Origin of the sequence: Micromonospora sp. NPDC051543 (assembly GCF_044454415.1) — a bacterium.
GTDB lineage: Bacteria > Actinomycetota > Actinomycetes > Mycobacteriales > Micromonosporaceae > Micromonospora.
Genome location: NZ_JBITDT010000004.1, coordinates 139,826 through 162,128, shown reverse-complemented (window position 1 = coordinate 162,128; position 22,303 = coordinate 139,826). Strand labels below are relative to the sequence as shown.

Here is a 22,303-nt window from a genome sequence, read left to right as displayed (position 1 = left end):
CCGGTCACCCTCCTGGGTGGCCGGCCCCGGTCGTCGTCGTGGGCGTGGTCAGATGCCGGTGGCTCTCGTGCAGGACGAGACCGGGTCGAGGACGACGTCGACGGTCCCGACGAGGCCCGCCCTGATGCGGGTGCGCTGCGTCTGCGGTATCCACCCGTCCTTGGCGACGATCACCTCGTAGCGGCCCTTGGGCAGCCACCACACGTACCGGCCCTGCGGGTTCGCGGTCAGGGTCCAGCCGGTCGTCCCGCCCACCCGGTTGACCCGTACCGTCGCCGCGACCCCGACCGTCGCACCGGCGCAGGTGACCCCGGTGACGGTGCCCTGGATCCTGCCCCAGCTCGCCGGCGGCGAGACGGTCATCCGCGCCGGCACCGCCGGAACCCGGTACGGCGTGTCCGACGCGATGCCCAGCTCGCCGGAGTAGGTGCCCGGTTGGGCCACACCGGCGGCGGCCGTGGCACGCATCTTGACGGTGACGGTCCGGGAGGCCCCCGGCGCGAGGGTGAACGTGCCCGGCTTGGTGGTCAGCCAGGGTAGGTCCGCCTCCCCGGCGCACAGCTCCAGGCCGCTGAGCCGTTCGGCGTCCGGGGAGCCGACGAAGGGGGACGGCGAACCGCCGATCCGGTACGCGCCGCAGGCGGCAGCGCCCCGGTACCGACCGGACTGGACGTTGGGCAGGTCGCGCCAACTCCCCGCCACCGGGTCGTACGCGATGGTCCGGTTGGTCACCGTGGTGGACGCCGCCGTGACCCCACCGGCCAGGACCAGAAGGTCACCGGCCGCCGCGTACTGGGCGCCCCAGAGGTCCACCGGCAGGTCCGGCAGGGGATGCCACGCGTCGGCCGTCGGGTCGTACCGGTAGGCGTCGGTGTAGTCGTCGTCGCCGGTGCCGCCGGCGCAGTAGAGCGCGCTGCCGATCCCGCCGCAGGAGAGCCAGGACACCGGGTGCGGGTACGCCGCGCCGGTGTGGAACGTGCCGGTGGCCGGGTCGAGGACGACGAGCCGGTCCGATTCGGCGCAGTCGTTGTTCTGGCAGCCACCGACCAGGTAGATCTTCCCGCCGGTGACCGCTCCGCCGGCCGCCGCCACGGGGAACGGGTTGCCCGGCCCGGCCAGCGTGCTCCACGTGTCGGTGGCCGGGTCGAACACGTCCACGGAGGCGACGGTGTCGTCGTCGACGCCCCAGCCACCGAGGACGTACAGCTTGCCGCCGACGGCCGCCGCGACCGGCTTCGCCCGGCCGCTCGGCAGGTCGGGCAGCGCCGCCCAGGTGTCCGTGTCGGGGTCGTAGCGCCAGGCCTTGCGTTCGAGGCCGCTGCCGCCACCGCCGCCGACGGAGTACACCTTGCCGTCGAGGGTGGCCGCCGCGTTGTCGTAGACCGCCGCCGGAAGGGTGGCGATACCGGTCCAGGCGTCCTGCGTCCGGGGGCCGGTCCCGGTCCCGGACGCGCCGTACGCGGTGCCCGTACGGGTCTTGCTGATCCCCTTGATCCGCTGCTCCCGCAGGGGCGCTCCGGCTCTGGACAGCGCATCGAACCGCCCGTTGCGCTCCACCAGGTCGACGGCGGCCGGCGCGCTGCCGGTGTTGCGTACCTTCAGCTTCGCGGTCCGGGTGCTGCCGTAGGGCTGGGACGACCGGACGGTCGCCGGTGTGACGGTGAGGCGACCGGCGGCCAGCGCGACGTCCAGGCGGCGGACACCGTCGGCCGGCACGCTCGCCGTCCTGGTGGCCACCTGGTACGGCGTCCGGCTGGCGGTGAACCGGTGTGCCCCGGTCAGCCCGGAGAACAGCCAGTAGAAGCCGTCCGGCATCGTCGGGTCGTCCGGCGTCGCCGCCGATCTGCCCCGGTCCTGCGGGCGGTCGGCGCTGGCCACGGTGACCCCGTCGAGCGGCGTGTCGGTGTTGCGGTCGGTGGTCACCCCGAGCACGAGCCCGCCCGGGGCGGGTACGCAGTCGCGGTTGACCACCTGCACGTCGTCCACCTGCCACCACCAGGCGAAGCTGCCGTGGAAGCGGAACCGGACCCGTACCGAGGCGGCCCCGGCCGCCGGGTCGAGTGGCACCTCCTCGACGACCGGCCCGCGCCGGCTGGTGGTCTGGTGCCAGACCGTGGTCCAGGTGGTGCCGCCGTCGGTGGAGACGTCCACGTCGGCGGTGTCGCTCACGCCGACCGCCCGCCAGTCGCTGTGGAAACGCAGCACCGGCGCCGGTGTGCCGCGCAGGTCGATGCTCGGGGTCACCAGGTCGGTGTCCTGGGTCCGGCCGGAGCCGAGACGGTCGCTGTCGGCGATGGCGAAGGCGCCGCTGCCGCCGGTGAGGTTGCCCCGCTCGCCCGCGTCGGTGAAGGTCCAGCCGCCGTCGTCGGTACGGTTCCGTACCGACCAGCCGTCCGGCGTCGCGGCGCTGTCGAAGCTCTCCCGTAGCAGGGGGTCGCCGAAGCTACCGGTGTAGCCGGCGGCCGTGCATCCGGTCTCGACCGGTACGGCGAGGTCGGCCGTCACGGGGTCGCCGTCGGTCACCACGTCCCGGGTGACCGTGCGATAGCCGGGGTAGTGGGCGGTGACGGTGAGCCGGTACGTGGCGTTGCCGGGCACGGTGAACGAGTACCGGCCGGTGGCCGGGTCGGTGAACACCGGTCCACCGGGACGGCCGGCGACCTCGATCCGGGCGTAGAGCGGCCAGCCGTGCCCGGAGGCGTCGGTGACCTGGCCGGCCACGGTGACCGTCGGGTTGGCCGTCAGGGCGAAGTCCCGCGTGAGCGCCCCGCCCTCGGTGACGGTGACGGTGGCGCTCTGTCCGGCGTACCCGTAGGCGCTGGCGGTGACCGTCGCCTCGCCGGCCGGCACGGTCAGCGCGTACCGGCCGTCCGCGCCGGTGGTGACGCTGCGCGCGCCGTCGCCGACGGTCGCGCCGGCGATCGGGTCACCGCCGCCGGCCGTGGTGATCGTGCCGCTGATCCGTCCGACGGCGCCGCGCGGCGCGGCCCGAGCCGCCGCGTACGCGTCCAGCCGACCTTCGCCGAAGACGTTGTTGTCGGCGGCGGTGCCTCCGCAGGCGGTGGCGTCGACGTCGCGGGCGGTCCGGTCCAGCAGCTCCTCGGTTCCGGCGACGTCCCCCCTGAGGGTCGGCGCGGCCGACCAGAGCAGCGCCACCGTGCCGGAGACGTGCGGCGCGGCCATCGAGGTGCCGTCGTACGCGGCGTAGGAGTCACCGGGAACGCTGGAGCGCACGTTGCTGCCGGGCGCGACCACGTTCGGCTTGTACGACCGCCCGTCGGTGCCGGCGCCCCGCCCGGAGAAGTCGGAGATGGTGTTCTGCACGTCGTACGAGCCGACGGCGTACGCGTTGGCGTTGTCTCCGGGTGAGCCGGCGCTGCCGCAGGCCGGGCCATCGTTGCCCGCGGAGAAGACCCCGAAGATGCCGGCAGCGCGCCAGGCCGCGATGGTCTGCTCGAACCAGGGGTCGCCACCGGCGCCGCCCCAGGAGTTGTTGACCACGTCGGGGCGCAGGTCGGGGCGGGGGTTCTGCCCGTTCAGGTCGGTCGGGGCCAGCACCCACTGGCCGGCCGCGAGCAGCGAGGCGTCGGTGCAGGAGTCGGTCTCGCAGCCCTTCGCGGCGATCCACTTCGCACCGGGAGCGACGCCGATCTGGTTGCCCGCGCCGTCGTCGCCGACCATCGTGCCCGTGGTGTGTGTGCCGTGGCCGACGTTGTCGCAGGGCGCGGCGCTGGGGCACACACCGGCCGGGTCGTACCAGTTGTGGTCGTGGTCGAAGACGCCGCCGCCGAGGTTGCCGCGGTACGCCCCGACCAGCGCCGGGTGGTCGTACTGGGCGCCGCTGTCGATGGTGGCGACGACCACGCCGTCGCCCCGGTCGCCGAGTTCGCTCCACACCTGCGGGGCGTTGATGTTGGTGAGCCCCCACTCCGGGCCGTTCGCCTCCGCGTGGCCTCCGGCGGCCGGGGTGGGCCGCAGCAGGGGGTAGCTGCGGCTCGGCTCGATCCTCGCCACGTCGGGCCGCTTGGCGATCTCGTCGACCAGCGCGCGATTCCCGGTGACGCGGACCGCGTTGGCGATCCAGTACGGGGTGTGTGCCGCCTTGCGGGTCCTGAGCAGCGTGCGCAGACCCTTCTGGGTGCGCGTGGCGGTAGTGGTGAGCAGCCGGTGCACCTCGCGGGCCCGGTCGTCCGGGTCCCGCAGCCTGGCGGTCCGCGCCACCGGCGCGGTGCTGCGCAGGTAGACGAGGAAGCTGCCGGTGCCCGTCGTGCCGAGCTGGCGGAGCAGCCGCTGGTCGACGCGGGCGGGCGTGGGCGAGGGTCGGGCGGCGACGGCGGGTTGGGCGGTGAGGGCCAGCAGGGCCGCGACGCACGCCACGGCCGTTCGCCAGAGGACGGATCTCGCGTTCGGTGGTGGTTGGAGCACTGTTCCTCCCCACATTGGGTCCCGCTGGGTTCGGGACCTGCTCGGACGGTGCTCAATACCTAACGATCGGCCGGTGACCTGGCGTTATTCCGGCCGGGAGGCGGGCTGTCGGGTCGTCGACCACTGCCTTTCGAGAGCGGAGGACGGCTCGTGACACCATGGCCGGGTGAGCGGTGCTGTCCAGACGGGTTGGCCCTCGTCGAGCGACCCCGCCCCGCCGGCGCCTGCCCGGCGCGGGCGGCGTTGGCTGCTGGTCGCGACCGTCCTGTGGGCCCTTCTGCTGGCCGGGCTCACCTGGATGTCGGTCCGCGACGACCCGCCGACGGTGCGCGAGCAGCGCACCCTCGCCGAGGCCGCTCCGGTGGTCGAGAGGGCGGTCGGCGAGCTGGTCCGGGCCGCCGGCACGACCGGGCTGCTGGAGCTGGGACCGGCGCGGGTCAGCGCGGGCTGCCGCGTCACCCCGCTCGCCGACGGCGCGAGGCTGCGTCGCGAGGTCGCCGTGTTGGCACCCGCCGACACCGGGCGGGCCGTACTGACCGGCATCGCCGACCGGCTGCCCGCGAGCTGGCGGGCCGGGGTCGGCCCCGGCCTGGACGGTCCGGAACTGCGCGCCGACGCCGGGGAGTTCGTCGCCGTCGCCGGGCGACCGACCGGGGACGGCCGGGTGCGGTTGACCGTCGACACGGGCTGTCGGCCGCCGGGCGCCGGTTACGACCCGCCGCCGGCCACCCCCGTCGGCCCGGAGGCGGCGGCGCTCGCGGCCGCCCTGACCGCGCTGGGCCAGCCGGCCGGCAGCGCGCCGGACCTGGTCACCGCGCCCTGCCCGGACGGCACGCTGGCCCGTACCGCACGGTCCGCCGCCGGTCCCGCGCCGGCCGGGACCAGCGCCCTCGCCGCGCTGGCCGGCGGCGCCCCACTGCTGGACAACCCCCCGGTGTACGCGTACCGCGCGGGTGACGTCACCGTGCTCGCCGAACTCGGCCCGGACGCCGCACGCGTGGCCGCCACCGTCGGCTGCCCCGGCTGAGTAGGCGGGTCAGCCGCCCGTGCCTCGATCGTCCGGATCGCGGCTGCGCCCCAACGCGTCGACGCGACCCCAGCGACCGGGGATGTCCAGCAGCTCCACCCGGCCCATGCCCGGCGGCACGGCCGGGTCGATGATCAGATGTTCGCCCTGCGGTTCCAGGCCGAGCATCACGCGTAGCAACAGCAGCGGCGTGCCACTCGACCAGGCCTGCGGGCTGCACGCGGTGGGGTACTCCACGGGGTAGCCGGTGCGGCTGCGGGCGTAGCCCGCGAACGCCTCCGGCAGCCGCCCGCCGAAGTACTCCGACGCGGCCAGCATGGCATCGCAGATTCGCCCGGCCTCCTCCCGATATCCGTACCGGGTCAATCCCCAGGCGATGATCGAGTTGTCGAACGGCCAGACGGTGCCCACGTGGTAGCCGATGGGGTTGTACCGACCCTCGCCCTCGGCCAGGGTCCGCACTCCCCAGCCGGAGAAGAGCCGCGGCCCGAGCAGATGTTCGACCACCTTGCCGGCCCGTGGCTCGTCCACGATCCCGCTCCACAGCAGGTGCCCGATGTTCGACGTCAGCGCGTCGACCTGCTGACCGTCGGCGTCCAGGGCGAGCGCGTAGTACCCACGGTCGGCGATCCAGAAGTCGCGGTTGAACCGCTGCTTGAGCTCCGCCGCCTCCCGTTCCAGCCGGTCGGCGTACGCCGGGTCGTTCCAGACCTCGCGGGCGAGCCGGGCGGCGCGGACCTTCGCGTCGTACGCGTAGCCCTGCAACTCGCAGGTGGCCCGGGGGAAGCCGGGGATCCGGCCGTCGGCGTACGAGATGCCGTCCCAGGAGTCCTTCCAGCACTGGTTCTGCAGGCCGGTCTCCGGGTTGCGGGTGCGGTACCAGAGGTAACCGGTGCCGAGCAGGTCGCCGTAGGTGTCGATCCAGTCCAGCGCGGCGCGGACCTGCGGCTCCAACTGCTGGACCAGCGCGGTGTCGCCGGTCCAGCGCTCGTACTCGTCGACCAGGATGACGAACAGCGGGGTCGAGTCGGCCGAGCCGTAGTACGGCGAGTGGGGCTGCTCCTCGAAGCCGGCGGTCTCGCCGTACCGCAGCTCGTGCAGGATCTTGCCCGGCTCCTCGTCCCGGAAGTCGTCCACCCGGTGCCCCTGGAGGCCGCCCAGCATCTGCGCGGTCGGCGGGATCAGCTCCGGCAGGAACGGCAGCACCTGCAACGAGGTGATGATGCTGTCCCGACCGAAGAGGGTCATGAACCACGGCAGCCCGGCGGCGATCAGCCGTACGCCCAGGGCGATCGACTCGTAGCGCAGCGCGGCCAGGTCGTTGAGGCTGCGCCGGTACGCCCCGGCCAACGGCTCGCAGTCGCAGCCGAGCTTCGGCGCCCGGTCGATCAGGTCCCGGTGCTCGGCCCGGATGGCATCCCCGCCGCGCCCGCCCGCGTACGGCAGGGTCGTGCGGATGTCCTCGCCCCGCGCGCCGAAGACGGTGGTGGAGACGTACAGCCGGGTCGTCCATTCGCCGTTGCTGTCGATCCGGACCCGGAACGTCATCCCGGCGGGGTCGACCTGTGCCGGTGCCGTGGAGCGGATCCGGGTCTCCCGGTGGAAGGCCTCCCGCCGGTACGTCAGGCGCAGCTCGTCGTCGGTCACCGCGACCGTCGTCCGGCCCACCTTCTGTTGGGCGTGTTTGATCTCGAACAGGTCGGCGAAGTCGCTGCCCATCTCGATCCGGACGATGAGCTCGGCCTCCTCGCCGGAGTGGTTGAGGACGGTCAGCTCCTCGTCGAAGCCACCCCCGATCTCGCGGCTGCGGATCACCGACGCCTTGGCGTCCAGGTAGTGGGTGGGTTCGCCGGGCGCGAGGAAGAACGTGGTGCGGTACGACTCGCTGGAGTCCACGGAGAGAGCGTGCAACCGCTGCCCGTCGAGCGTGAGCACCCAGCTCGACAGGAAGCGGGTGTCGAACGAGAACAGTCCCGTCGGGAAGTCGAAGGACGGCTCGATGTCCCCACGGTGGTCGGTGACCAGGAAGGTGTTGCCGTCCAGGATGCTGACGAGATCCTTCACGAACGCCGCCCGACTTCCTGTCGGGCGACCTCGCGCGGGTCCCTCGTACCCGGCGGGTCCGGAAAGAAGCGGCGGAAGGCCAGAAAGAGCACCACGTCACCGCTGAAGGTGCTCTCGTTGCGCAGCACGGCGGCGAGCGCCTGGGCTTCGCCGGCGATCAACCTGTCGAACAGGGCCGAACTGCTGTACCAGATGGCGTCGGCCGGGCCTCGCTCGCGAGTGGCCCGCACCTCGCCCGGCCGCATCCGGACCAGCCAGTGCTCGGTCTGGTGGCCGGTGCCGAGGTCGATCTGGAGGGTTCCGACGGCCAGGCCGCGCAGGACCGTCGGTGCCCGCGCCGGCAGGGATTCGAAGAACCGCTGGGTTGCCTCGGTCACATCCGAATCGTAGGCAGCGCGTCGGATTGCCGGGTCGGTATTCGAACTCCGCCACCCGGCTGAGTCAGGGATCAGTACACGAGTGCCTGCGCGCCCTCGGCCAACGCCTCCTCGACGAAGACCGCGGCGCCCGCGATCCGCACACCGGGCAGTACGTCCTCCGGGCCGATCTCCCGACGGGCCGCGCACTGGGTGCAGGCGGTCACCCGGCCGCTGGTCAGGATGACGTGCAGCAGCTCGGCCAGGGGCGCGGAGTGCGGCAGCTCGAATTCCTGGGCGCGACCGGGCAGCGCGAACCAGGTCGATTCCCCGGTCAGCCAGAGCGAGACGTCCACGCCGGCCGCGACCGCCGTGGCGGCGACCGTGAACGCCTGCGCGCACCGCTCCGGGGCGTCCGCACCGGCGGTGACCTTGACGACGAGAGAGCGGGCCATGGGGCCCAGCATAGGATGGTCGGGATGGTTACCGAGATCGGGTTCGTCAGCCTGCTGGTCGCCGGCCTGGGCGCGCTCGCTGGTGGCCTGGTCTACCTGGCAGTGAAGATTTCAAGGGGACGCTGGTGAGCGCAGAGTGAGCGACGAGAATCCGCTGCAACCGCCGTGGCTCAACGCGCCGCCGGTCGAGGAGTACCCGTACGAGGAGAGCCACGACCTGCGCGTCGGGCCGAAGCTGCACCCGGCGCTGGACGGCCTCCTGCCGTACATCGGTCTGTGGCGGGGCCGGGGCAAGGGTGGCTTCCCCACCATCGAGGACTTCGACTACGCGCAGGAGATCCGGATCAGCCACGACGGCCGACCGTTCCTGCACTACGAGTCGCGGGCCTGGATCCTCGACGAGCAGAGCCGGCCCGTTCGCCCGGCCGGGCGTGAGGTCGGCTGGTGGCGGCCGGTCATGGTGGACGGCCGGGCCACCGACGAGCTGGAGGCCCTGCTGACGACTCCCACCGGCGTGATGGAGCTGCACCTCGGCAAGCGCACCGGCACCCAGGTGGAGTTCGCCACCGACGCGGTGGTGCGAACGGCGACCGCCAAGGAGGTCACCGGGGGTCACCGGCTCTTCGGCATCGTCGAGGGCGCGCTGCTGTACGCGCAGGAGATGGCCGCGATGGGTCACCCGCTCAGCCCGCACCTGTCGGCACGGCTCGTCCGGGTCGGCGGCTGACGGCTCAGTCGACGGGGAAACCCAGCAGTTCGTGCAGGGCGGGGGTACGCGGGCAGGGGTCCCGGCGTACCCCGTCCAGCATCCGCACCTCGGCGAGTCCGCGTACCGAGGAGCTGAACCAGAGCCCGTCGGCGGCGTGCAGCTCCGCCGGCGTAACCATCCGTTCGGCGCCGTTCAGGCCCAGCTCGTGCGCGTGGGCGAGCAGCCAGGCGACGGTCGTGCCGGGCAGGATGCCGGTGGTGGCGGCGGGCACCGTGCAGATCGTGTCGCCGGTGAGCCACACCACGTTCGCGATCGGCCCCTCCAGGGCGTACCCGTCGGACGAGACCCAGAGCACGTCGTCCACCCCGGCACGTCGCGCCCAGCGGCGGGCGGCGCTGTTGACCGCGTACGAGGTGGATTTGATGCCCGCCGGCAGCCAGTCCAGCCCGGTACGCGCGTCGGCGGGCACCCCCAGTGGCAGGACGGCAACGGTTATCCCGTTCCGTCGCGCCGCCAGCGACGACGCCGGGACGGCGGTCAGCGTGGCGTAGACGGTGGGCGGACCGCCGGCCTCCGAGCCCCGGGTGCAGACCAGCCGCAACGCGCCCTCCACCTCCGCCGGCCAGCCCACGAGCACGGAGTCGAGCAGATCGGTCAGCGCGTCGGTCGGCGGCAGGTCCAGGTCGACGGCCGCCGCCGCCGTGATCAGCCGGGCCAGGTGCTCGTCGCGGAGCCACGGTCGCCCGTGGCGCAGATGCATCGACTCGAAGAGCCCATCGCCGCGCAGGACGCCCAGGTCGTCGCCGCGGAGCACGGGTTCGTCCGCCGGGATCGGGCCCCGACCCAGCACGGCGATCCGCGCGCTCGGCGTGGCCGGGACATTGCCGACGGACGACGTCACCATGACCGTCGAGCGTAGCGGGGGACAACCGCGCGTAGGGAGTCGCCGCGTTCGCCGAACTATGATCGGACGGTGTCCGAATCCTCCCTCGCGGAAATGCTCCGGGCCCGTGGGCTGCGGCTGACGGCGCAACGGCAGCTCGTCCTGCAGGCGGTGCTCGATCTGGGCCACGCCACCCCGGAGCGGGTGCACGCCGCCGTCCGGGAGGTCGCCGCCGGCGTCAACATCACCACCATCTACCGCACGCTGGAGCTGCTGGAACGGCTTGGCCTGGTGACGCACACCCACCTGTCGCACGGATCACCGACCTACCACGCGGCGGGTGAGCACCAACACGTCCACCTGGTCTGCCGGGAGTGCGGCGCGATCGACGAGATCGATCCGGAGCTGCTCCGTCCGCTCGCCGACCAGTTGGAGGCGCAGCGGGGCTTCCGGGTGGACATCGGGCACGTGTCACTCTTCGGCGTCTGCGGCCGGTGCGAGAACGGGGACCACAAATGATCGACATTGCGGGCGCGGTGGCCGTCGAGAGCATCGACGAGGCCAGCCGCGACCAGCCGGACCCGGCCCACGTGGCGGCCGGGGTGCGGGGCGTGGCCGCGCACTACGGCGATCCGCTGCGCGAGCAGCGCGTGCTGGACACCGAGGTCGGCCTGGTCGACAGGTCGCACCGGGGGATCGTCGCGGTGCCCGGCGAGGAACGCGCCGGTTGGCTGCACACGATCACCTCGCAGCACCTGTCGACGCTGTCCGCCGGTGAGGGCACCGAGCTGCTGGTGCTCTCCCCCCACGGGCACGTCGAGCAGCATGCCCTGGTCGCCGAGGACGGCGAGACCACCTGGCTGGACACCGAGCCGGGAGCGACCGACGGCCTGCTGGCGTACCTGGAGAAGATGCGGTTCTTCAGCAAGGTCGACCCCCGCGACGCCACCGCCGAACGGGCGCTGCTGTCGCTTGTCGGTCCGGCGGCGGCGGAGGCCGTCGGGACGCTCGGCGTGACCGGGCTGGCCGTACCGGACCTGATCCCGGTGCCGGGTCCGAAGTTCGCCGCCGGGGCCGTGCCGCCCCGGGCGGGCATCCGGTACGACGTCCGACCGCTGCCCATCGGCGGCTGGGCGCGACGCGGCCTCCTCGGGGTGGACCTGCTGGTGCCCCGCTCGGCGATGGAGCAGGTCGTCGCGGAGCTGCGCGGCGCGGGCGTGCCGGTCGCCGGCCTCTGGGCGTACGAGGCGATCCGGGTGGCCGCCCGGCAGCCCCGGGTGGGGGTGGACACCGACCACCGGACGATCCCGGCCGAGGTGGACCTGATCGGCCCGGCCGTGCACCTGGACAAGGGCTGCTACCGGGGTCAGGAGACGGTCGCCCGCGTGCACAACCTGGGCCGGCCGCCGCGCCGCCTGGTGCTGCTGCACCTCGACGGGGTGACCACCGACCAGCCGCCGACGGCTGGTACGCCGGTGACCCTCGACGGACGGGCGGTGGGCTTCGTGGGCAGCGCCGTGCTGCACCACGAACTGGGTCAGGTCGCGCTCGCCGTCCTGAAGCGGAACGTCCCGGACGACGCCGCGCTGATGATCGGCGAGACCGCGGCGGCGATCGACCCGTCCTGACCGGCACGTCTAGGATCGCCGGCATGACGACAGGGACGTTGATCACGGTGGCCCCGACGGGCGCGGAGTCGGCCAAGGCGGAGGTGCCGGCGCTGCCGGTGACGCTGGACGAGCTGCTGCGTACCGCCAAGGAGTGCGAGGCGCTCGGCGCCGCCGTGATCCACGTCCACATCCGCGACGACGAGGCCCGGCCGACCCTCGACCCGGGCCGCCTGGCCGAGACGGTGGCGGCGCTGCGGGAGAACACCGACCTGATCGTGCAGCTCTCGTCCGGCGGCGCGGTGACCGACCCGGAGGCGTCCCGGCTCGCCGTGCTCGATGCCCGCCCCGACATGGCCTCCTGCACGATGGGCACGGTCAACTTCGGCGACGACGTCTTCCTCAACCGCTGGGAGTTCATCGTCGACCTGCACACCCGGATGCAGGAGCGCGGGATCGTGCCGGAGTACGAGATCTTCGACCTCGGCCACCTGTCCGCGTTGCAGCGGCTGCTCGGCAGGTACGGGCTGCCGGCGGGCGGGCACGTGCACGTCGACTTCGTGATGGGGGTGCCGGGCGGCATGCCGGGCACCACCGAGACGCTCGTCGCCGCCCACCGGATGCTGCGGGATCTGCCCGAGGGCACCACGTTCTCGGCCACCGGCATCGGCCGCAGCACCATTGCGGTGCTGCTGGCCTCGCTCTCGACGGGCGGGCACCTGCGGGTCGGCATGGAGGACACGGTGACGTACGCCAAGGGCCGTCCGGTCGAGTCCAACATGCAGCTGGTCGCTCGCGCGGTCGGCTTCGCCCAGCTCGCCCAGCGGCCGCCGCTGACCACCACCGAGGCTCGCGCGCTGCTCGGGCTGTAAGGCCGCGGGCTTTCCGCGCCCCTGTCACTCGGGCGGTTGACGACCTGGTCACCCCGCCGACGGGCGGCCCGATCTCCTCGGTACCGTCCAGCACGTGGGAAAGACGTACGAGGGCGGCGTGCCGCTCGCCGAGGTGGTCCGGTCCGGCTTCGTGGAGGGCGGACACCGCGGTTCGGTGGTGGTGCTGGACGCGACCGGGGCGCCGCTGGCCGCCGCCGGGGACGTGACCGCGCCGATCTTTCCGCGCTCGGCCAGCAAGCCGATGCAGACGATCGGGATGCTCCGCGCCGGCCTGCCGCTCACCGACCAGGCCGACCTGGCGTTGGTCTCGGCCAGCCACGCGGGGGAGGACTTCCACCTGGCCCGGGTCGGCGCGCTGCTCGACCGGGCCGGGCTGGACGCCTCGGCGCTGCACTGCCCGCCCGACCTGCCGGCGGGCGTGGCGGCCCGGGAGGCGGTGCTCCGTGCCGGGGGCGGGCCGAGTCGGGTCCAGATGAACTGCTCCGGCAAGCACAGCGGGATGCTGCTGACCTGCGAGGCCGCCGGATGGCCCCGCGACGGCTACTGGCGGCCGGAGCACCCGTTGCAGCAGCGGTTGCGGGCGACCGTCGAGGAGTTCACCGGCGAGCCGACGGCGGCGGTGGGCGTCGACGGGTGCGGCGCACCGGTGCTCGCGGTGTCGCTGACCGGCCTGGCCGGGGCGTACCTCCGGCTCGTCGACGCCGAACCCGGCTCGGCGCCGCGCCGGGTTGCCGACGCGATGCGGGCCCACCCGGAGATCGTGGGCGGTACCCAGGCCGACGACACCCGGCTGATGCGCGGCGTTCCGGGTCTCCTGGCCAAGGTCGGCGCCGAGGGTGTGTTCGCGGTTGGACTGCCGGGCGTCGGCGCGGTGGCCCTCAAGATCGACGACGGGGCCGACCGGGCACGCATGCCGGTGCTGGTCTCGGCGCTGCGCCGGCTCGGCGTGGACGCGCCGGTACTGACCGAGTACGCGGAGATCCCCCTCTTCGGCGGCGGCCTCCCAGTAGGAGCAATCCGCCCCCTCTGGTAAACGCCCGGGCCGGGGCACCCACCCCGTTGATCATGAAGTTATTGCTACGACACGCCGACGCGAGTGGCAATAACTTCATGATCAACGGGGTGGGGCGGCTACCGCTAGGGCAGGAAGCCGAGGAGGGCGGCGGTGACCGGGTCCGGGCGCTCCAGGGGGAGCAGGTGTGCGGCGTCTGGGACGTCCGGTAGGCGTACCGCACCGGGGACCTCGGCGGCGATCCGGTCGGCGAGTTGGCGGATGTCCGGGACGTCCGCCGCGCCGGCGGTGACCAGGACGGGGATCTTCAGCTCGCCGAGACGGTCGATCGCCGGTGGCGTCAGCTCTCCCACCTCGACCGCGCCGAGCGCCAACTCGGCGGCCAGGGCGCGCTGGTCCATCTCCTGCGCGAACGCCAGCAGTTCGGGGTCGACGTCGGCCGGCTGACGGGCCGGGCCGACCACCCAGAAGCGCACCTCGCCGGCCGCGCCCGCCACGAAGTCGTCCGGGTCGACCTCGCCGACCAGCTCGTCCCAGAGGTCGTTGGCCTCGTCGGACCACTCGTTGCCGGAGACCGCCGTGTCGAACAGGGCGAGCGCGCTCACCCGGTCCGGATGGGCCAGCGCGGTGTCGACGGCGACCGACCCGCCGAAGGAGCAGCCGACCAGGGCGGCCTGGGGCAGGTCCAGGGCGTCCAGCAGGCCGGCCACGTCGTCGTGGTGTGCGAACGGCGTCGGCGGCAGTTCCGACTCGCCGTACCCGCGCAGGTCCGGGACGATCACGCGGTGCCGGGCGGCGAGCGCGGGTACGACGCCCCGCCACATGCGCCGGTCCGCGATGCCGGCGTGCAGCAGGACGACGGGGGAACCGCTGCCGGCCTCGTCGTACGCGAGAACTGCTCCATTGACTGTGATCTTGTGCACCATCGGACCGTACGGACCGGTTGGGGTGGGGCGCAAACGGGACGCTGAGACCTTGCTAACTCTGGCTAGCGTTTTGCTTGCAGGAGTTAGCGGATCCGATTAGCGTCGGCACCATGGCGACACCAAAGGACCTCCCCGACGTCGGCGGGTTCATCCGCGATCTGCGCCGTAACGCCAAGATCTCACTGCGCCAGCTCGCCGAGCAGGCGGGGGTCAGCAACCCGTACCTGAGCCAGATCGAGCGCGGCCTGCGCCGTCCGAGCGCCGAGGTGCTCCAGCAGCTGGCCAGCGCGCTGCGGGTGTCGACCCCGGCCATGTACCTGCGGGCCGGGCTGCTGGACGACAAGGAGGGCCACGGTGTGCTCGCCGCCATCGCGGTGGACCCCGACCTGACGATGGCCCAGAAGCAGTCGCTCAGCCAGATCTACGAGACCTTCCGCCGGGAGAACGCCCGGCTGTCCGAGGCCCAGGCCGCAGCCGGGGCGACCACTCCGACAGAGACCCAGGCCGCAGCTGCGGCGACCACCCCGACAGATGTCGCCGACGCGCCCGCCGACGTGGCCAACCTGGCCGCGACCGGCCCCATCACCGAGGGCGGCACCCCGACCGAGGCCGTGCTCGAGTCGGTCGCCGTGACCGAGGCGGGCCCCGCACCCGCCCCGAGCAGCACCCCCGGGAAGAACGCCCCGAACAGCACCCCCGAGAAGAAGAAGGCCGCCGAGACGGCCGAGGAGGAGACGTCATGACCGAGCCGAAGACCAATCGCATCCCCGCTCCCATCTACGCCGCCGCCGGTGCGGCCGAGCTGGCCATCGAGCAGCTCCGCAAGCTGCCCATGGCCGTTGGTGTGCACGGCACCCGGGTCGTCGCCGACCTGGGCGGCCGGGCGGTGCTGACGGGCTTCGAGCTGCGTCAGAAGGCCACCGAGACGCTGCGTACGGCCAACGAGACCGCCGGCACCCTGCGCGACCGCGCACAGGCCGAGCTGGACCTGGCCAAGCTGCGCGAGTCGGCCGACCTGGCCAAGCTGCGCGAGGTCGCCGACATCGAGAAGCTGCGCGCCGCCGCCACCCGCAACGCGGCCGTGGTGGTCACCGCGGCCCAGGCTGCCCAGGAGCGGGCGTTCGCGGCGTACGGCGCGCTGGTGGCTCGCGGCGAGCGGGTCGTCGGCGCCGGCGTGTTGGAGGCCGCCGAGACGGTCAACGCGGACATCGAGGCCACCGAGGCGACGACCGCCACGGCCCAGACCGCGACTACGGCCGAGGCCGCCACCACGACCCAGACCGCGACGACGGCGCAGGCGACGCCCGCCCCGGCGGAGGTGCCGAGCCCGGCCGAGGTCGCCGAGATCGCGGAGGCCAAGCCGGCCGCCGTCAAGAAGGCCACCCGGGCGAAGGCCACGAAGCCGGCCGAGACCCCGTCGGCCAAGCTGCCCCGGGCCACCAAGCGGACCCGCCCGGCGGCCGAGTAGTTCATACCTGTCGGCGATCCCGACGGCGTCCTTGTCGGACGTAGTCGGGGTCGTCGACATAAACTTGCCGGCATGGCCACCGCCGCGCCGATCTTCGCATTCGAAGTCCGTTACGTGATCGAGCTGATCCTGCTCGTCTTCGCGTTGATCATTCAGGGTGTCGCGCTGGTGCATGCCATCACGCAACGGTCCGACGCCTTCGCCGCCATCGGGACGCTGCCCAAGGGCGGCTGGATCGCGATCCTCGCGGTCTGCCTCGTCCTGATCCTGCTCAGCCGTGGTCCGATCAGCCTCTTCGGACTGATCGGCATCGCCGCCGCGCTCATCTACCTGCTCGACGTGCGGGTCGGTCTCCGCGACCTGAGTGACGGCAACGGCAAAGGGTTCTGGTGAGAGGTTTCCGCTGGCCTCCGCCACCGGACAGCGGCCCCCGCACCTTCGGTCCGGGCCCGGGTGGGCCGCGCACCGGCCGTCCCGCGATCCCCGATCCGGAGACGGAGCTCGTCGACACGCCGCACGGCGTGCAGTTGGAACGCCTGGTCACCGGCGTCGGTGACCCGGTCACCGTCTTCGCGCACGGGCTGGGCAACGGGATCGCCACCACGCGGCCGTTCGGCAGTGGGGTGGCCGGTCGACGGCTGTTCTTCCAGTTCCGGGGGCACGGTCGCTCGGAAGCGCCGCCCGGCTCGTGGACCTACCTCGACCTCGCCCGGGACCTGCGGGCGATCGCGGATCTCGGCGGCGCCAGCCGGGCGTTCGGGGCGAGCCTCGGCGCGGGGGCGCTCTGCCGCCTGCTCGCCGAGAGTCCGGAGCGCTTCGAGAAGCTGGTGTTCTTCCTGCCGGCGGCGCTCGACCAGCCGCGTGGTCCGGCCGCCTGGGACCGCGTCGGCGCCCTGGTGGATGCCGTGGCCAGCGGTGACGCGGGGGCCGTCGCGGACGTCGTCTCGCTGGAGCTGCCGGCGGCGGTCCGCAACACGCCGGCCGGCTGGGCGTACCTGCGGCAGCGGCTGGACCAGTTGCTCCGCGACGGCCTGGACGAGGGCCTGGCCACCCTGGCGGGGCAGGTGCCGCTGGACGACGCCGGTGTGCTGTCGGCGGTCACCGCGCCGGCCCTGGTGATCGGGTGCGCGGGCGACGACCTGCACCCGGTCGAGGTCGCCGAGCAACTCGCCGCCGCGCTGCCCCGGGCCACCCTGCACGTGTACGACCGCCCCGGGTTCCTCTGGTCGGAACGCGCCGACCTGCGGGGGCGCGTCTCCGGCTTCCTCAACGAGTAACGTGCCCTGTCATGGGCGTCACACAGCACGGCCGGACGCACCGGCTGGATCTCGCGGACCCGACCCTGCGCGAGTGGACCTGCACGGTCCTGCACGCCGATCCGGAGCAGGGCATCGTGCTCGACCGCTCGGCGTTCTATCCGGGTGGCGGCGGGCAGCCGCCGGATCACGGCGTGCTGCTCTGGCAGGGCGTGCAGACCCGGATCGTCGGCACGCGCAAGGGCGACGACCCGTACCTGATCCCCGCCGAGGGTGACCCGTTGCCGCCGGTCGGCACCGAGGTCGTCGGCGCGGTGGAGGACGAGCGCCGCACCCGTCTGATGCGTACCCATTCGGGGTTGCACGTGCTCTGTGGCGTGGTGTTCCGCGACTTCGGCGCGCTGGTGACCGGCAACTCGATGGAGCCGGGCGAGGCTCGGATGGACTTCAACCTTCCCGAGGTGCCGCCGGACTTCAAGAGCCGCATCGAGGAGTTGGTCAACGCCGAGGTCGCCGCCGACCGTTCGGTCGCCACCCGGGTGCTGCCGCGTACCGAGGCGTTGGCCCTGCCGGACATCATCCGCACCCAGTCCAACCTCATCCCGCCGGATGAGCAGGAGGTGCGGATCGTCGACATCGTCGGGCTGGACGTCCAGGCGGACGGCGGCACCCACGTCGCGTCCACCGCCCAGATCGGCAAGGTGCAGGTGGTCAAGGTGGAGAGCAAGGGCCGGGCCAACCGGCGGGTCCGCGTCCGGCTGGTGGATTGACGAATTCGGACGTCGGTTGTCAGGTATCGCTGGCAGCCTCGCAGGCATGACACCACCGCTCGCAGGAAAGGTCGCGCTCGTCGCCGGTGCCACGCGGGGCGCCGGGCGACAGATCGCGGTCCAGTTGGGCGCGGCCGGCGCCACCGTGTACGCCACCGGTCGCAGCAGCCGTGCCGGCCGTTCGGAGATGGACCGGCCGGAGACCATCGAGGAGACCGCCGAACTGGTCACCGCGGCCGGCGGCACCGGCATCGCGGTGCAGGTCGACCATCTGGTGCCGGATCAGGTCCGCGACCTGGTCGCCCGGATCGACACCGAGCAGGGCGGCCTCGACGTGCTGGTCAACGACATCTGGGGCGGCGACCCGCTCGTCACCTGGGACAAGCCGGTCTGGGAGCAGCCTCTCGACAAGGGGTTCCGCACCCTGCGGCTGGCCGTCGACACGCACATCATCACCAGCCACTTCGCTCTGCCGTTGCTGATCCGTAAGCCCGGTGGTCTGGTCGTCGAGATCGGGGACGGCACGAAGGCGTACAACGACGAGAACTACCGCCTCTCGGTCTTCTACGACCTGGCCAAGACCTCGGTCAACCGGCTCGCCTTCAGTCAGGCGCACGAGCTGAAACCGCACGGCGGCACGGCCGTCGCGCTCACTCCCGGATGGCTGCGCTCGGAGGCGATGCTGGAGCACTTCGGGGTCACCGAGGAGACCTGGCGCGACGGTGCCGCCACCGACCCGCACTTCCTCATCTCCGAGACGCCCGCCTTCGTGGGCCGCGCGGTGGCCGCGCTCGCCGCCGACGAGGACAAGGCCCGCTGGAATGGCCGGTCCGTCGACGCCGGCACGCTGTCCAAGGTGTACGGCTTCACCGACGTCGACGGCAGCCAACCGGAGGCCATCCGGTACATCGTCGAGGTGGTCGAGGCGGGTAAGCCGGCCGACGTCACCGGGTACCGCTGACGCCGTCCGCCACCGCCGGGCCGTCGTAGCGCGCGGCGGCCCGGCGTGCCGCGTCCGCCATGCGTCCGCGCAGCTCCGGCGGGTCGAGCGCCTCCACCTCCGGGCCCAGCGCCAGCAGTTGGGCGTACGCGACGTCGACCGTCTCCACCGGCAGTCGCGCCACCACCCAGCCCTGCCCGTCCGGTTCGCTGATGGTGGTGACGACCTCGTCGTACACCTCGGGAGCGTCGACCACGTGCCGGAGCCGGCGCAGGCCGGCGGGGCTCAGCCGGACCGTGACCTCGGCCCGCAGTATGGTCCGCAGGAACGACCCGGCCTGCTCGCGCCAGTGCCCGGCCAGGTCGAAGCCCTCGTTGCGCGCGAACCGCTCGTCGTCCACCTCGACGCCGGTCACCCGGTCCACCCGGTAGGTGCGCATGTCGTCGCCGACCCGACCGACCAGATACCAGGTCGCGTTCTTGAGCACGAGCCCGTACGGCTGAAGGTGCCGGGTCACCTCGTCGCCGCCCCGCCGGTAGCGCAGCCGTACCACCCGATCGCCCCAGACCGCCCGCGCCAGCTCGGTGAGCCAGGGCGGTGGCGGCGCCTGTCGGAACCACCCCGGCACGTCCAGGTGGAACCGCTGACCCGTGCGTACGGGAGCGTCGCGCAGGGCCGGTGGCAGTGCGGCGAGCACCTTCAACTCGGCGGCGGCGACCGCGTCGGCCAGACCCATGTCGCCGGCGGGGCCCGGCAGACCGGCCAGGAACAGCGCCTCCGCCTCGTCGCGGTTCAGCCCGGTCAGCCGGGTCCGGTAGCCACCGAGCAGCCGGTACCCGCCGGCCCGGCCCCGGTCCGCGTACACCGGCACACCGGCGGCGGACAGCGCCAACACGTCCCGGTAGACGGTCCGCTCGGAGACCTCCAGCTCGTGTGCCAGCTCGCCAGCCGTCATGGAACCGCGCGCCTGCAACAGCAGCAGCAACGAGATCAGCCGGGAGGCGCGCACCCGCCCATCCTGCCTCGTGCCGCTCGCCGTCCGGCGGATTCGATCACCGGTCGTTAGGCTGCTCGATCGTGGACGCCAGCAGAATCGCCAAACCGGTCACCGGGGCCGTCGGACGCTTCCTCCTCGGGGTGCGGCTGCTCCTGCGCGGGCTGGGCCTCTACGTGCGCAGCCCGAAGCTCATGCTGCTCGGAATCGTGCCGGCGCTGATCTCCGGCGTGCTCTTCGTGGCCGCGTACGCCACCCTCGTCTACTTCGTGGACGACCTCGCCGCCCTGGTCACCCCGTTCGCCGACGACTGGTCGAGCACCGGCCGCAGCCTGGTCCGGGTGATCGCCGGCCTGGCCTTCCTGGGGATCGGCGGTCTGCTCGCGGTGATCAGCTTCACGGCGGTCACCCTGGTCATCGGTGACCCGTTCTACGAGAAGATCTCCGAGAAGGTGGAGGAGCGGCTCGGCGGCACCTCGGACGCCGTGGACGTGCCGTTCTGGTCGTCGCTGCGCCGCAGCACCGCCGACTCCGTACGCCTGGTGGCCCTCACCGCGCTCGTCGGCATCCCGCTCTTCATCGCCGGGTTCATCCCGGTGGTGGGCCAGACGGTGGTGCCGGTGATCGGGGCGGCCGTGGGTGGCTGGTTCCTCGCCGTCGAGCTGGTCGGAGCGCCGTTCTACCGGCGTGGCATGCGGCTGCCGCAGCGCCGGACGATCCTCAAGGCGGACCGGCCCACCGCGCTCGGCTTCGGAGTCGCGGTCTTCCTGTGCTTCCTCATCCCCCTCGGCGCGGTGCTGGTCATGCCGGCCGCCGTCGCCGGCGCGACCCTGCTGGCCCGCCGGTCGTTGGGCCAGTCGATCGAGGAGAACTGACGTGGAGATCACCCTGATCCAGGGCGACATCACCGACCAGCGGGTCGACGCCATCGTGAACGCCGCGAACTCGTCCCTGCTCGGCGGCGGTGGAGTGGACGGCGCGATCCACCGACGCGGCGGCCCGGCCATCCTGGCCGACTGCCGGGCGCTGCGCGCGTCCAAGTACGGCAAAGGGCTCCGCACCGGGCAGGCGGTGGCGACCACCGCCGGAAACCTGCCGGCCCGCTGGGTCATCCACACGGTCGGCCCGGTCTTCTCGGCCGCCGAGGACCGGTCGGGGCTGCTGCGCGACTGCTACGCCAACAGCCTGCGGGTGGCCGACGAGCTGGGCGCGTCCACGGTGGCGTATCCCTTGATCTCGGCCGGCATCTACGGCTGGCCGGTCGACGACGCGGTCCGCCAGGCGCTCACGGTGCTCCGCTCGGCCACGCCGGTGAAGGTCACGGAGGCCCGCCTGGTGCTCTTCGGCGCGGACACCCACGCAACGGCCCGTGAGGTCTTCGAGGCGGCGTGAGCCTCTTCCCATGATCACTTGATGCTGACCAGTCCGAAATTGCTTCCGGCAACTGGTCACCATCAAGTGATCACGGCCGGTCCGGGCGGCCCTCGGCGGCTTGGCCGCAGATCTTGGACAATTTCCGTTCTGCGCTAACGGAAATTGTCCAAGATCTCGTCGTTTCGGTGACACTGATCGGACTGGCCAGCGTCAAGTGATCACCACGGGCCAGTCGGGGCGGCGTCATTCCACAGGGACTCGAAATGCTCCACGTAGCGATCGAACGGGCCACCCACGTCGCGGCGTCGGAGGTGCATGGTCACCGAATCCTGCCCTAACCCTGCACCGATGTGAGTAGCCACGATCGCGTCGTCGTCGAAGACCCAGACGGACATGGCAACGTGCCGGTCTGACAGTCGGACGGCAAGGGGTTCCGGAGACTTCGCGATCTCGGCCTGGGTCATGGCTATGCGGGTCGCGAGCGTGAGCGGAGTCGCCTCGATGCCTTCTCGTGCCGTGGTGATCTCACTATCAGGGTCACCGAGCAGGAAACGCACGTCGCCGCCGTTCTGCGCCTTCGCACCGAGCGTGGCAGGGGCATTGGGCACCTCAAGCCACACGAAGTAGCTCGTGTACCCGCCGAACCACAACCGTCCGTCCGCCTTGTCGATCAACTCACGAAAGAGCGAACGCGGCAGGTCGGAACGGCGTGCGTACATGCCGACGAGTTCGCGATCTGCACCGATTTTGATCGCGCGACGGGCGACTTCTGGCCATAACACCTCTACATCCTGACCCAGCACCCCAGCGGCGCGCATCCGGGAGCGCGGATGAGGTATGCGACCTCTGCTGATCCATCGCTCAACGGTCTTCGCGTCCACATCGCACTTAGTGGCGAGGTCGGCAACGGTCATGCCCGCCGACCTCAGAGCGATCCCGAGGACGTCGTTTCGCGTCATCGCAGAGGGACCTTTCCTAGACGTCCCTCGATGGTCGCATACGGACGGTGCAGGCGTCCGATACACGCTGGAACCGTGGCGGGAGGGCGGCACTGCTCGTGGAGGTGTAGCCCGGCGGCGGTGTCAGCCAGGGGCCGTCCGGTGGGCGAGCACTCGGGGGCGGCCCCTCCCAGCGAGCCGAGGAG

The 22,303-nt window shown here is 72.6% G+C and carries 23 protein-coding genes; 15 read left to right on the top strand and 8 right to left on the bottom strand.

Annotation, left to right across the window (positions count from 1 at the left end; all coding sequences use genetic code 11):
- Positions 1–48 precede the first annotated feature (48 nt).
- Positions 49–4,440 carry a S8 family serine peptidase gene (locus ACIA3K_RS08625; protein WP_396799956.1) on the bottom strand — a complete coding sequence of 1,464 codons (4,392 nt, stop codon included), beginning with the start codon at positions 4,438–4,440 and terminating at the stop codon, positions 49–51.
- A 151-nt stretch (positions 4,441–4,591) separates the two neighbouring features.
- On the opposite strand from ACIA3K_RS08625, the gene ACIA3K_RS08620 reads away from it, so the two are divergent.
- Positions 4,592–5,452, top strand: a complete 861-nt coding sequence (locus tag ACIA3K_RS08620) for a hypothetical protein (RefSeq protein WP_396799954.1) — start codon at positions 4,592–4,594, stop codon at positions 5,450–5,452.
- A gap of 9 nt (positions 5,453–5,461) precedes the next feature.
- Here the strand turns inward: ACIA3K_RS08620 and ACIA3K_RS08615 are convergent, their stop codons facing one another.
- The 3 genes from ACIA3K_RS08615 to ACIA3K_RS08605 all read right to left on the bottom strand — a co-directional run bounded on the left by ACIA3K_RS08615 (position 5,462) and on the right by ACIA3K_RS08605 (position 8,339).
- Complete coding sequence (locus tag ACIA3K_RS08615) at positions 5,462–7,516, bottom strand: glycogen debranching N-terminal domain-containing protein (RefSeq protein ID WP_396799953.1); 2,055 nt, start codon at positions 7,514–7,516, stop codon at positions 5,462–5,464.
- Positions 7,513–7,893, bottom strand: coding sequence for an SCP2 sterol-binding domain-containing protein (locus ACIA3K_RS08610; protein ID WP_396799951.1), 381 nt, complete (start codon positions 7,891–7,893; stop codon positions 7,513–7,515). Before ACIA3K_RS08610 ends, ACIA3K_RS08615 begins: the two co-directional genes overlap by 4 nt.
- 71 nt (positions 7,894–7,964) lie before the next feature.
- The gene (locus ACIA3K_RS08605; RefSeq protein ID WP_355050866.1) at positions 7,965–8,339 is read right to left on the bottom strand and encodes a DsrE family protein; all 375 of its coding nucleotides are present in this window, start codon (positions 8,337–8,339) and stop codon (positions 7,965–7,967) included.
- A 12-nt stretch (positions 8,340–8,351) separates the two neighbouring features.
- Here ACIA3K_RS08605 and mtfM point away from each other — a divergent pair, with 12 nt between their 5' ends.
- Together mtfM and ACIA3K_RS08595 are read left to right on the top strand one after the other, a co-directional pair.
- Positions 8,352–8,456 (top strand): small membrane protein MtfM, encoded by a 105-nt coding sequence (gene mtfM / locus ACIA3K_RS08600; RefSeq protein WP_281292090.1) that lies wholly within the window; start codon positions 8,352–8,354, stop codon positions 8,454–8,456.
- A 7-nt stretch (positions 8,457–8,463) separates the two neighbouring features.
- Positions 8,464–9,054 (top strand): FABP family protein, encoded by a 591-nt coding sequence (locus tag ACIA3K_RS08595; RefSeq protein WP_396799949.1) that lies wholly within the window; start codon positions 8,464–8,466, stop codon positions 9,052–9,054.
- A gap of 4 nt (positions 9,055–9,058) precedes the next feature.
- Here the strand turns inward: ACIA3K_RS08595 and ACIA3K_RS08590 are convergent, their stop codons facing one another.
- Positions 9,059–9,940 carry an aminotransferase class IV gene (locus ACIA3K_RS08590; protein WP_396799947.1) on the bottom strand — a complete coding sequence of 294 codons (882 nt, stop codon included), beginning with the start codon at positions 9,938–9,940 and terminating at the stop codon, positions 9,059–9,061.
- Positions 9,941–10,009: 69 nt separating this feature from the next.
- Between ACIA3K_RS08590 and ACIA3K_RS08585 the strand changes: the two genes are divergently transcribed.
- From ACIA3K_RS08585 to ACIA3K_RS08570, 4 genes are all read left to right on the top strand, one after another.
- Positions 10,010–10,438: a Fur family transcriptional regulator gene (locus ACIA3K_RS08585; RefSeq protein WP_355050863.1), complete on the top strand. Its 429-nt coding sequence runs from the start codon at positions 10,010–10,012 to the stop codon at positions 10,436–10,438.
- Entirely contained in the window at positions 10,435–11,547 is a 1,113-nt protein-coding gene (locus ACIA3K_RS08580) for a YgfZ/GcvT domain-containing protein (RefSeq protein ID WP_396799945.1), read from the top strand. Before ACIA3K_RS08585 ends, ACIA3K_RS08580 begins: the two co-directional genes overlap by 4 nt.
- A 23-nt stretch (positions 11,548–11,570) precedes the next feature.
- On the top strand, positions 11,571–12,398 hold the full coding sequence (locus ACIA3K_RS08575; RefSeq protein WP_396799943.1) for a 3-keto-5-aminohexanoate cleavage protein: 828 nt from the start codon (positions 11,571–11,573) through the stop codon (positions 12,396–12,398).
- Between the two features lie 94 nt (positions 12,399–12,492).
- Positions 12,493–13,452: an asparaginase gene (locus tag ACIA3K_RS08570; protein ID WP_396799941.1), complete on the top strand. Its 960-nt coding sequence runs from the start codon at positions 12,493–12,495 to the stop codon at positions 13,450–13,452.
- 104 nt (positions 13,453–13,556) lie between these two features.
- Here the strand turns inward: ACIA3K_RS08570 and ACIA3K_RS08565 are convergent, their stop codons facing one another.
- Positions 13,557–14,357 (bottom strand): alpha/beta fold hydrolase, encoded by an 801-nt coding sequence (locus ACIA3K_RS08565; protein WP_396799940.1) that lies wholly within the window; start codon positions 14,355–14,357, stop codon positions 13,557–13,559.
- Positions 14,358–14,467: 110 nt separating this feature from the next.
- On the opposite strand from ACIA3K_RS08565, the gene ACIA3K_RS08560 reads away from it, so the two are divergent.
- The 6 genes from ACIA3K_RS08560 to ACIA3K_RS08535 all read left to right on the top strand — a co-directional run bounded on the left by ACIA3K_RS08560 (position 14,468) and on the right by ACIA3K_RS08535 (position 18,812).
- Positions 14,468–15,100, top strand: a complete 633-nt coding sequence (locus ACIA3K_RS08560; protein WP_396799939.1) for a helix-turn-helix domain-containing protein — start codon at positions 14,468–14,470, stop codon at positions 15,098–15,100.
- Complete coding sequence (locus ACIA3K_RS08555; protein WP_396799937.1) at positions 15,097–15,825, top strand: hypothetical protein; 729 nt, start codon at positions 15,097–15,099, stop codon at positions 15,823–15,825. The genes ACIA3K_RS08560 and ACIA3K_RS08555 overlap by 4 nt, the downstream gene beginning before the upstream one ends.
- Before the next feature lie 72 nt (positions 15,826–15,897).
- Positions 15,898–16,218 (top strand): DUF2516 family protein, encoded by a 321-nt coding sequence (locus ACIA3K_RS08550; RefSeq protein ID WP_355050857.1) that lies wholly within the window; start codon positions 15,898–15,900, stop codon positions 16,216–16,218.
- Complete coding sequence (locus ACIA3K_RS08545; protein ID WP_396799936.1) at positions 16,215–17,102, top strand: alpha/beta fold hydrolase; 888 nt, start codon at positions 16,215–16,217, stop codon at positions 17,100–17,102. The genes ACIA3K_RS08550 and ACIA3K_RS08545 overlap by 4 nt, the downstream gene beginning before the upstream one ends.
- Before the next feature lie 11 nt (positions 17,103–17,113).
- Positions 17,114–17,851 carry an alanyl-tRNA editing protein gene (locus ACIA3K_RS08540; protein WP_151488505.1) on the top strand — a complete coding sequence of 246 codons (738 nt, stop codon included), beginning with the start codon at positions 17,114–17,116 and terminating at the stop codon, positions 17,849–17,851.
- Between the two features lie 46 nt (positions 17,852–17,897).
- Positions 17,898–18,812, top strand: coding sequence for an SDR family oxidoreductase (locus ACIA3K_RS08535; protein WP_396799934.1), 915 nt, complete (start codon positions 17,898–17,900; stop codon positions 18,810–18,812).
- On the opposite strand, the gene ACIA3K_RS08530 is transcribed toward ACIA3K_RS08535, so the two are convergent.
- Positions 18,796–19,800 carry a helix-turn-helix transcriptional regulator gene (locus tag ACIA3K_RS08530; protein WP_396799933.1) on the bottom strand — a complete coding sequence of 335 codons (1,005 nt, stop codon included), beginning with the start codon at positions 19,798–19,800 and terminating at the stop codon, positions 18,796–18,798. The two genes, ACIA3K_RS08535 and ACIA3K_RS08530, sit on opposite strands and share 17 nt — an antisense overlap.
- A gap of 68 nt (positions 19,801–19,868) precedes the next feature.
- Here ACIA3K_RS08530 and ACIA3K_RS08525 point away from each other — a divergent pair, with 68 nt between their 5' ends.
- Both ACIA3K_RS08525 and ACIA3K_RS08520 read left to right on the top strand, forming a co-directional pair.
- Entirely contained in the window at positions 19,869–20,660 is a 792-nt protein-coding gene (locus ACIA3K_RS08525) for an EI24 domain-containing protein (RefSeq protein ID WP_396799931.1), read from the top strand.
- Between the two features lies 1 nt (position 20,661).
- On the top strand, positions 20,662–21,177 hold the full coding sequence (locus ACIA3K_RS08520; protein ID WP_396799930.1) for an O-acetyl-ADP-ribose deacetylase: 516 nt from the start codon (positions 20,662–20,664) through the stop codon (positions 21,175–21,177).
- Between the two features lie 200 nt (positions 21,178–21,377).
- On the opposite strand, the gene ACIA3K_RS08515 is transcribed toward ACIA3K_RS08520, so the two are convergent.
- A complete protein-coding gene (locus tag ACIA3K_RS08515; protein ID WP_396799928.1) occupies positions 21,378–22,073 on the bottom strand; it encodes an XRE family transcriptional regulator in 696 nt (231 codons plus the stop codon).
- Between the last annotated feature and the right edge of the window lie 230 nt (positions 22,074–22,303).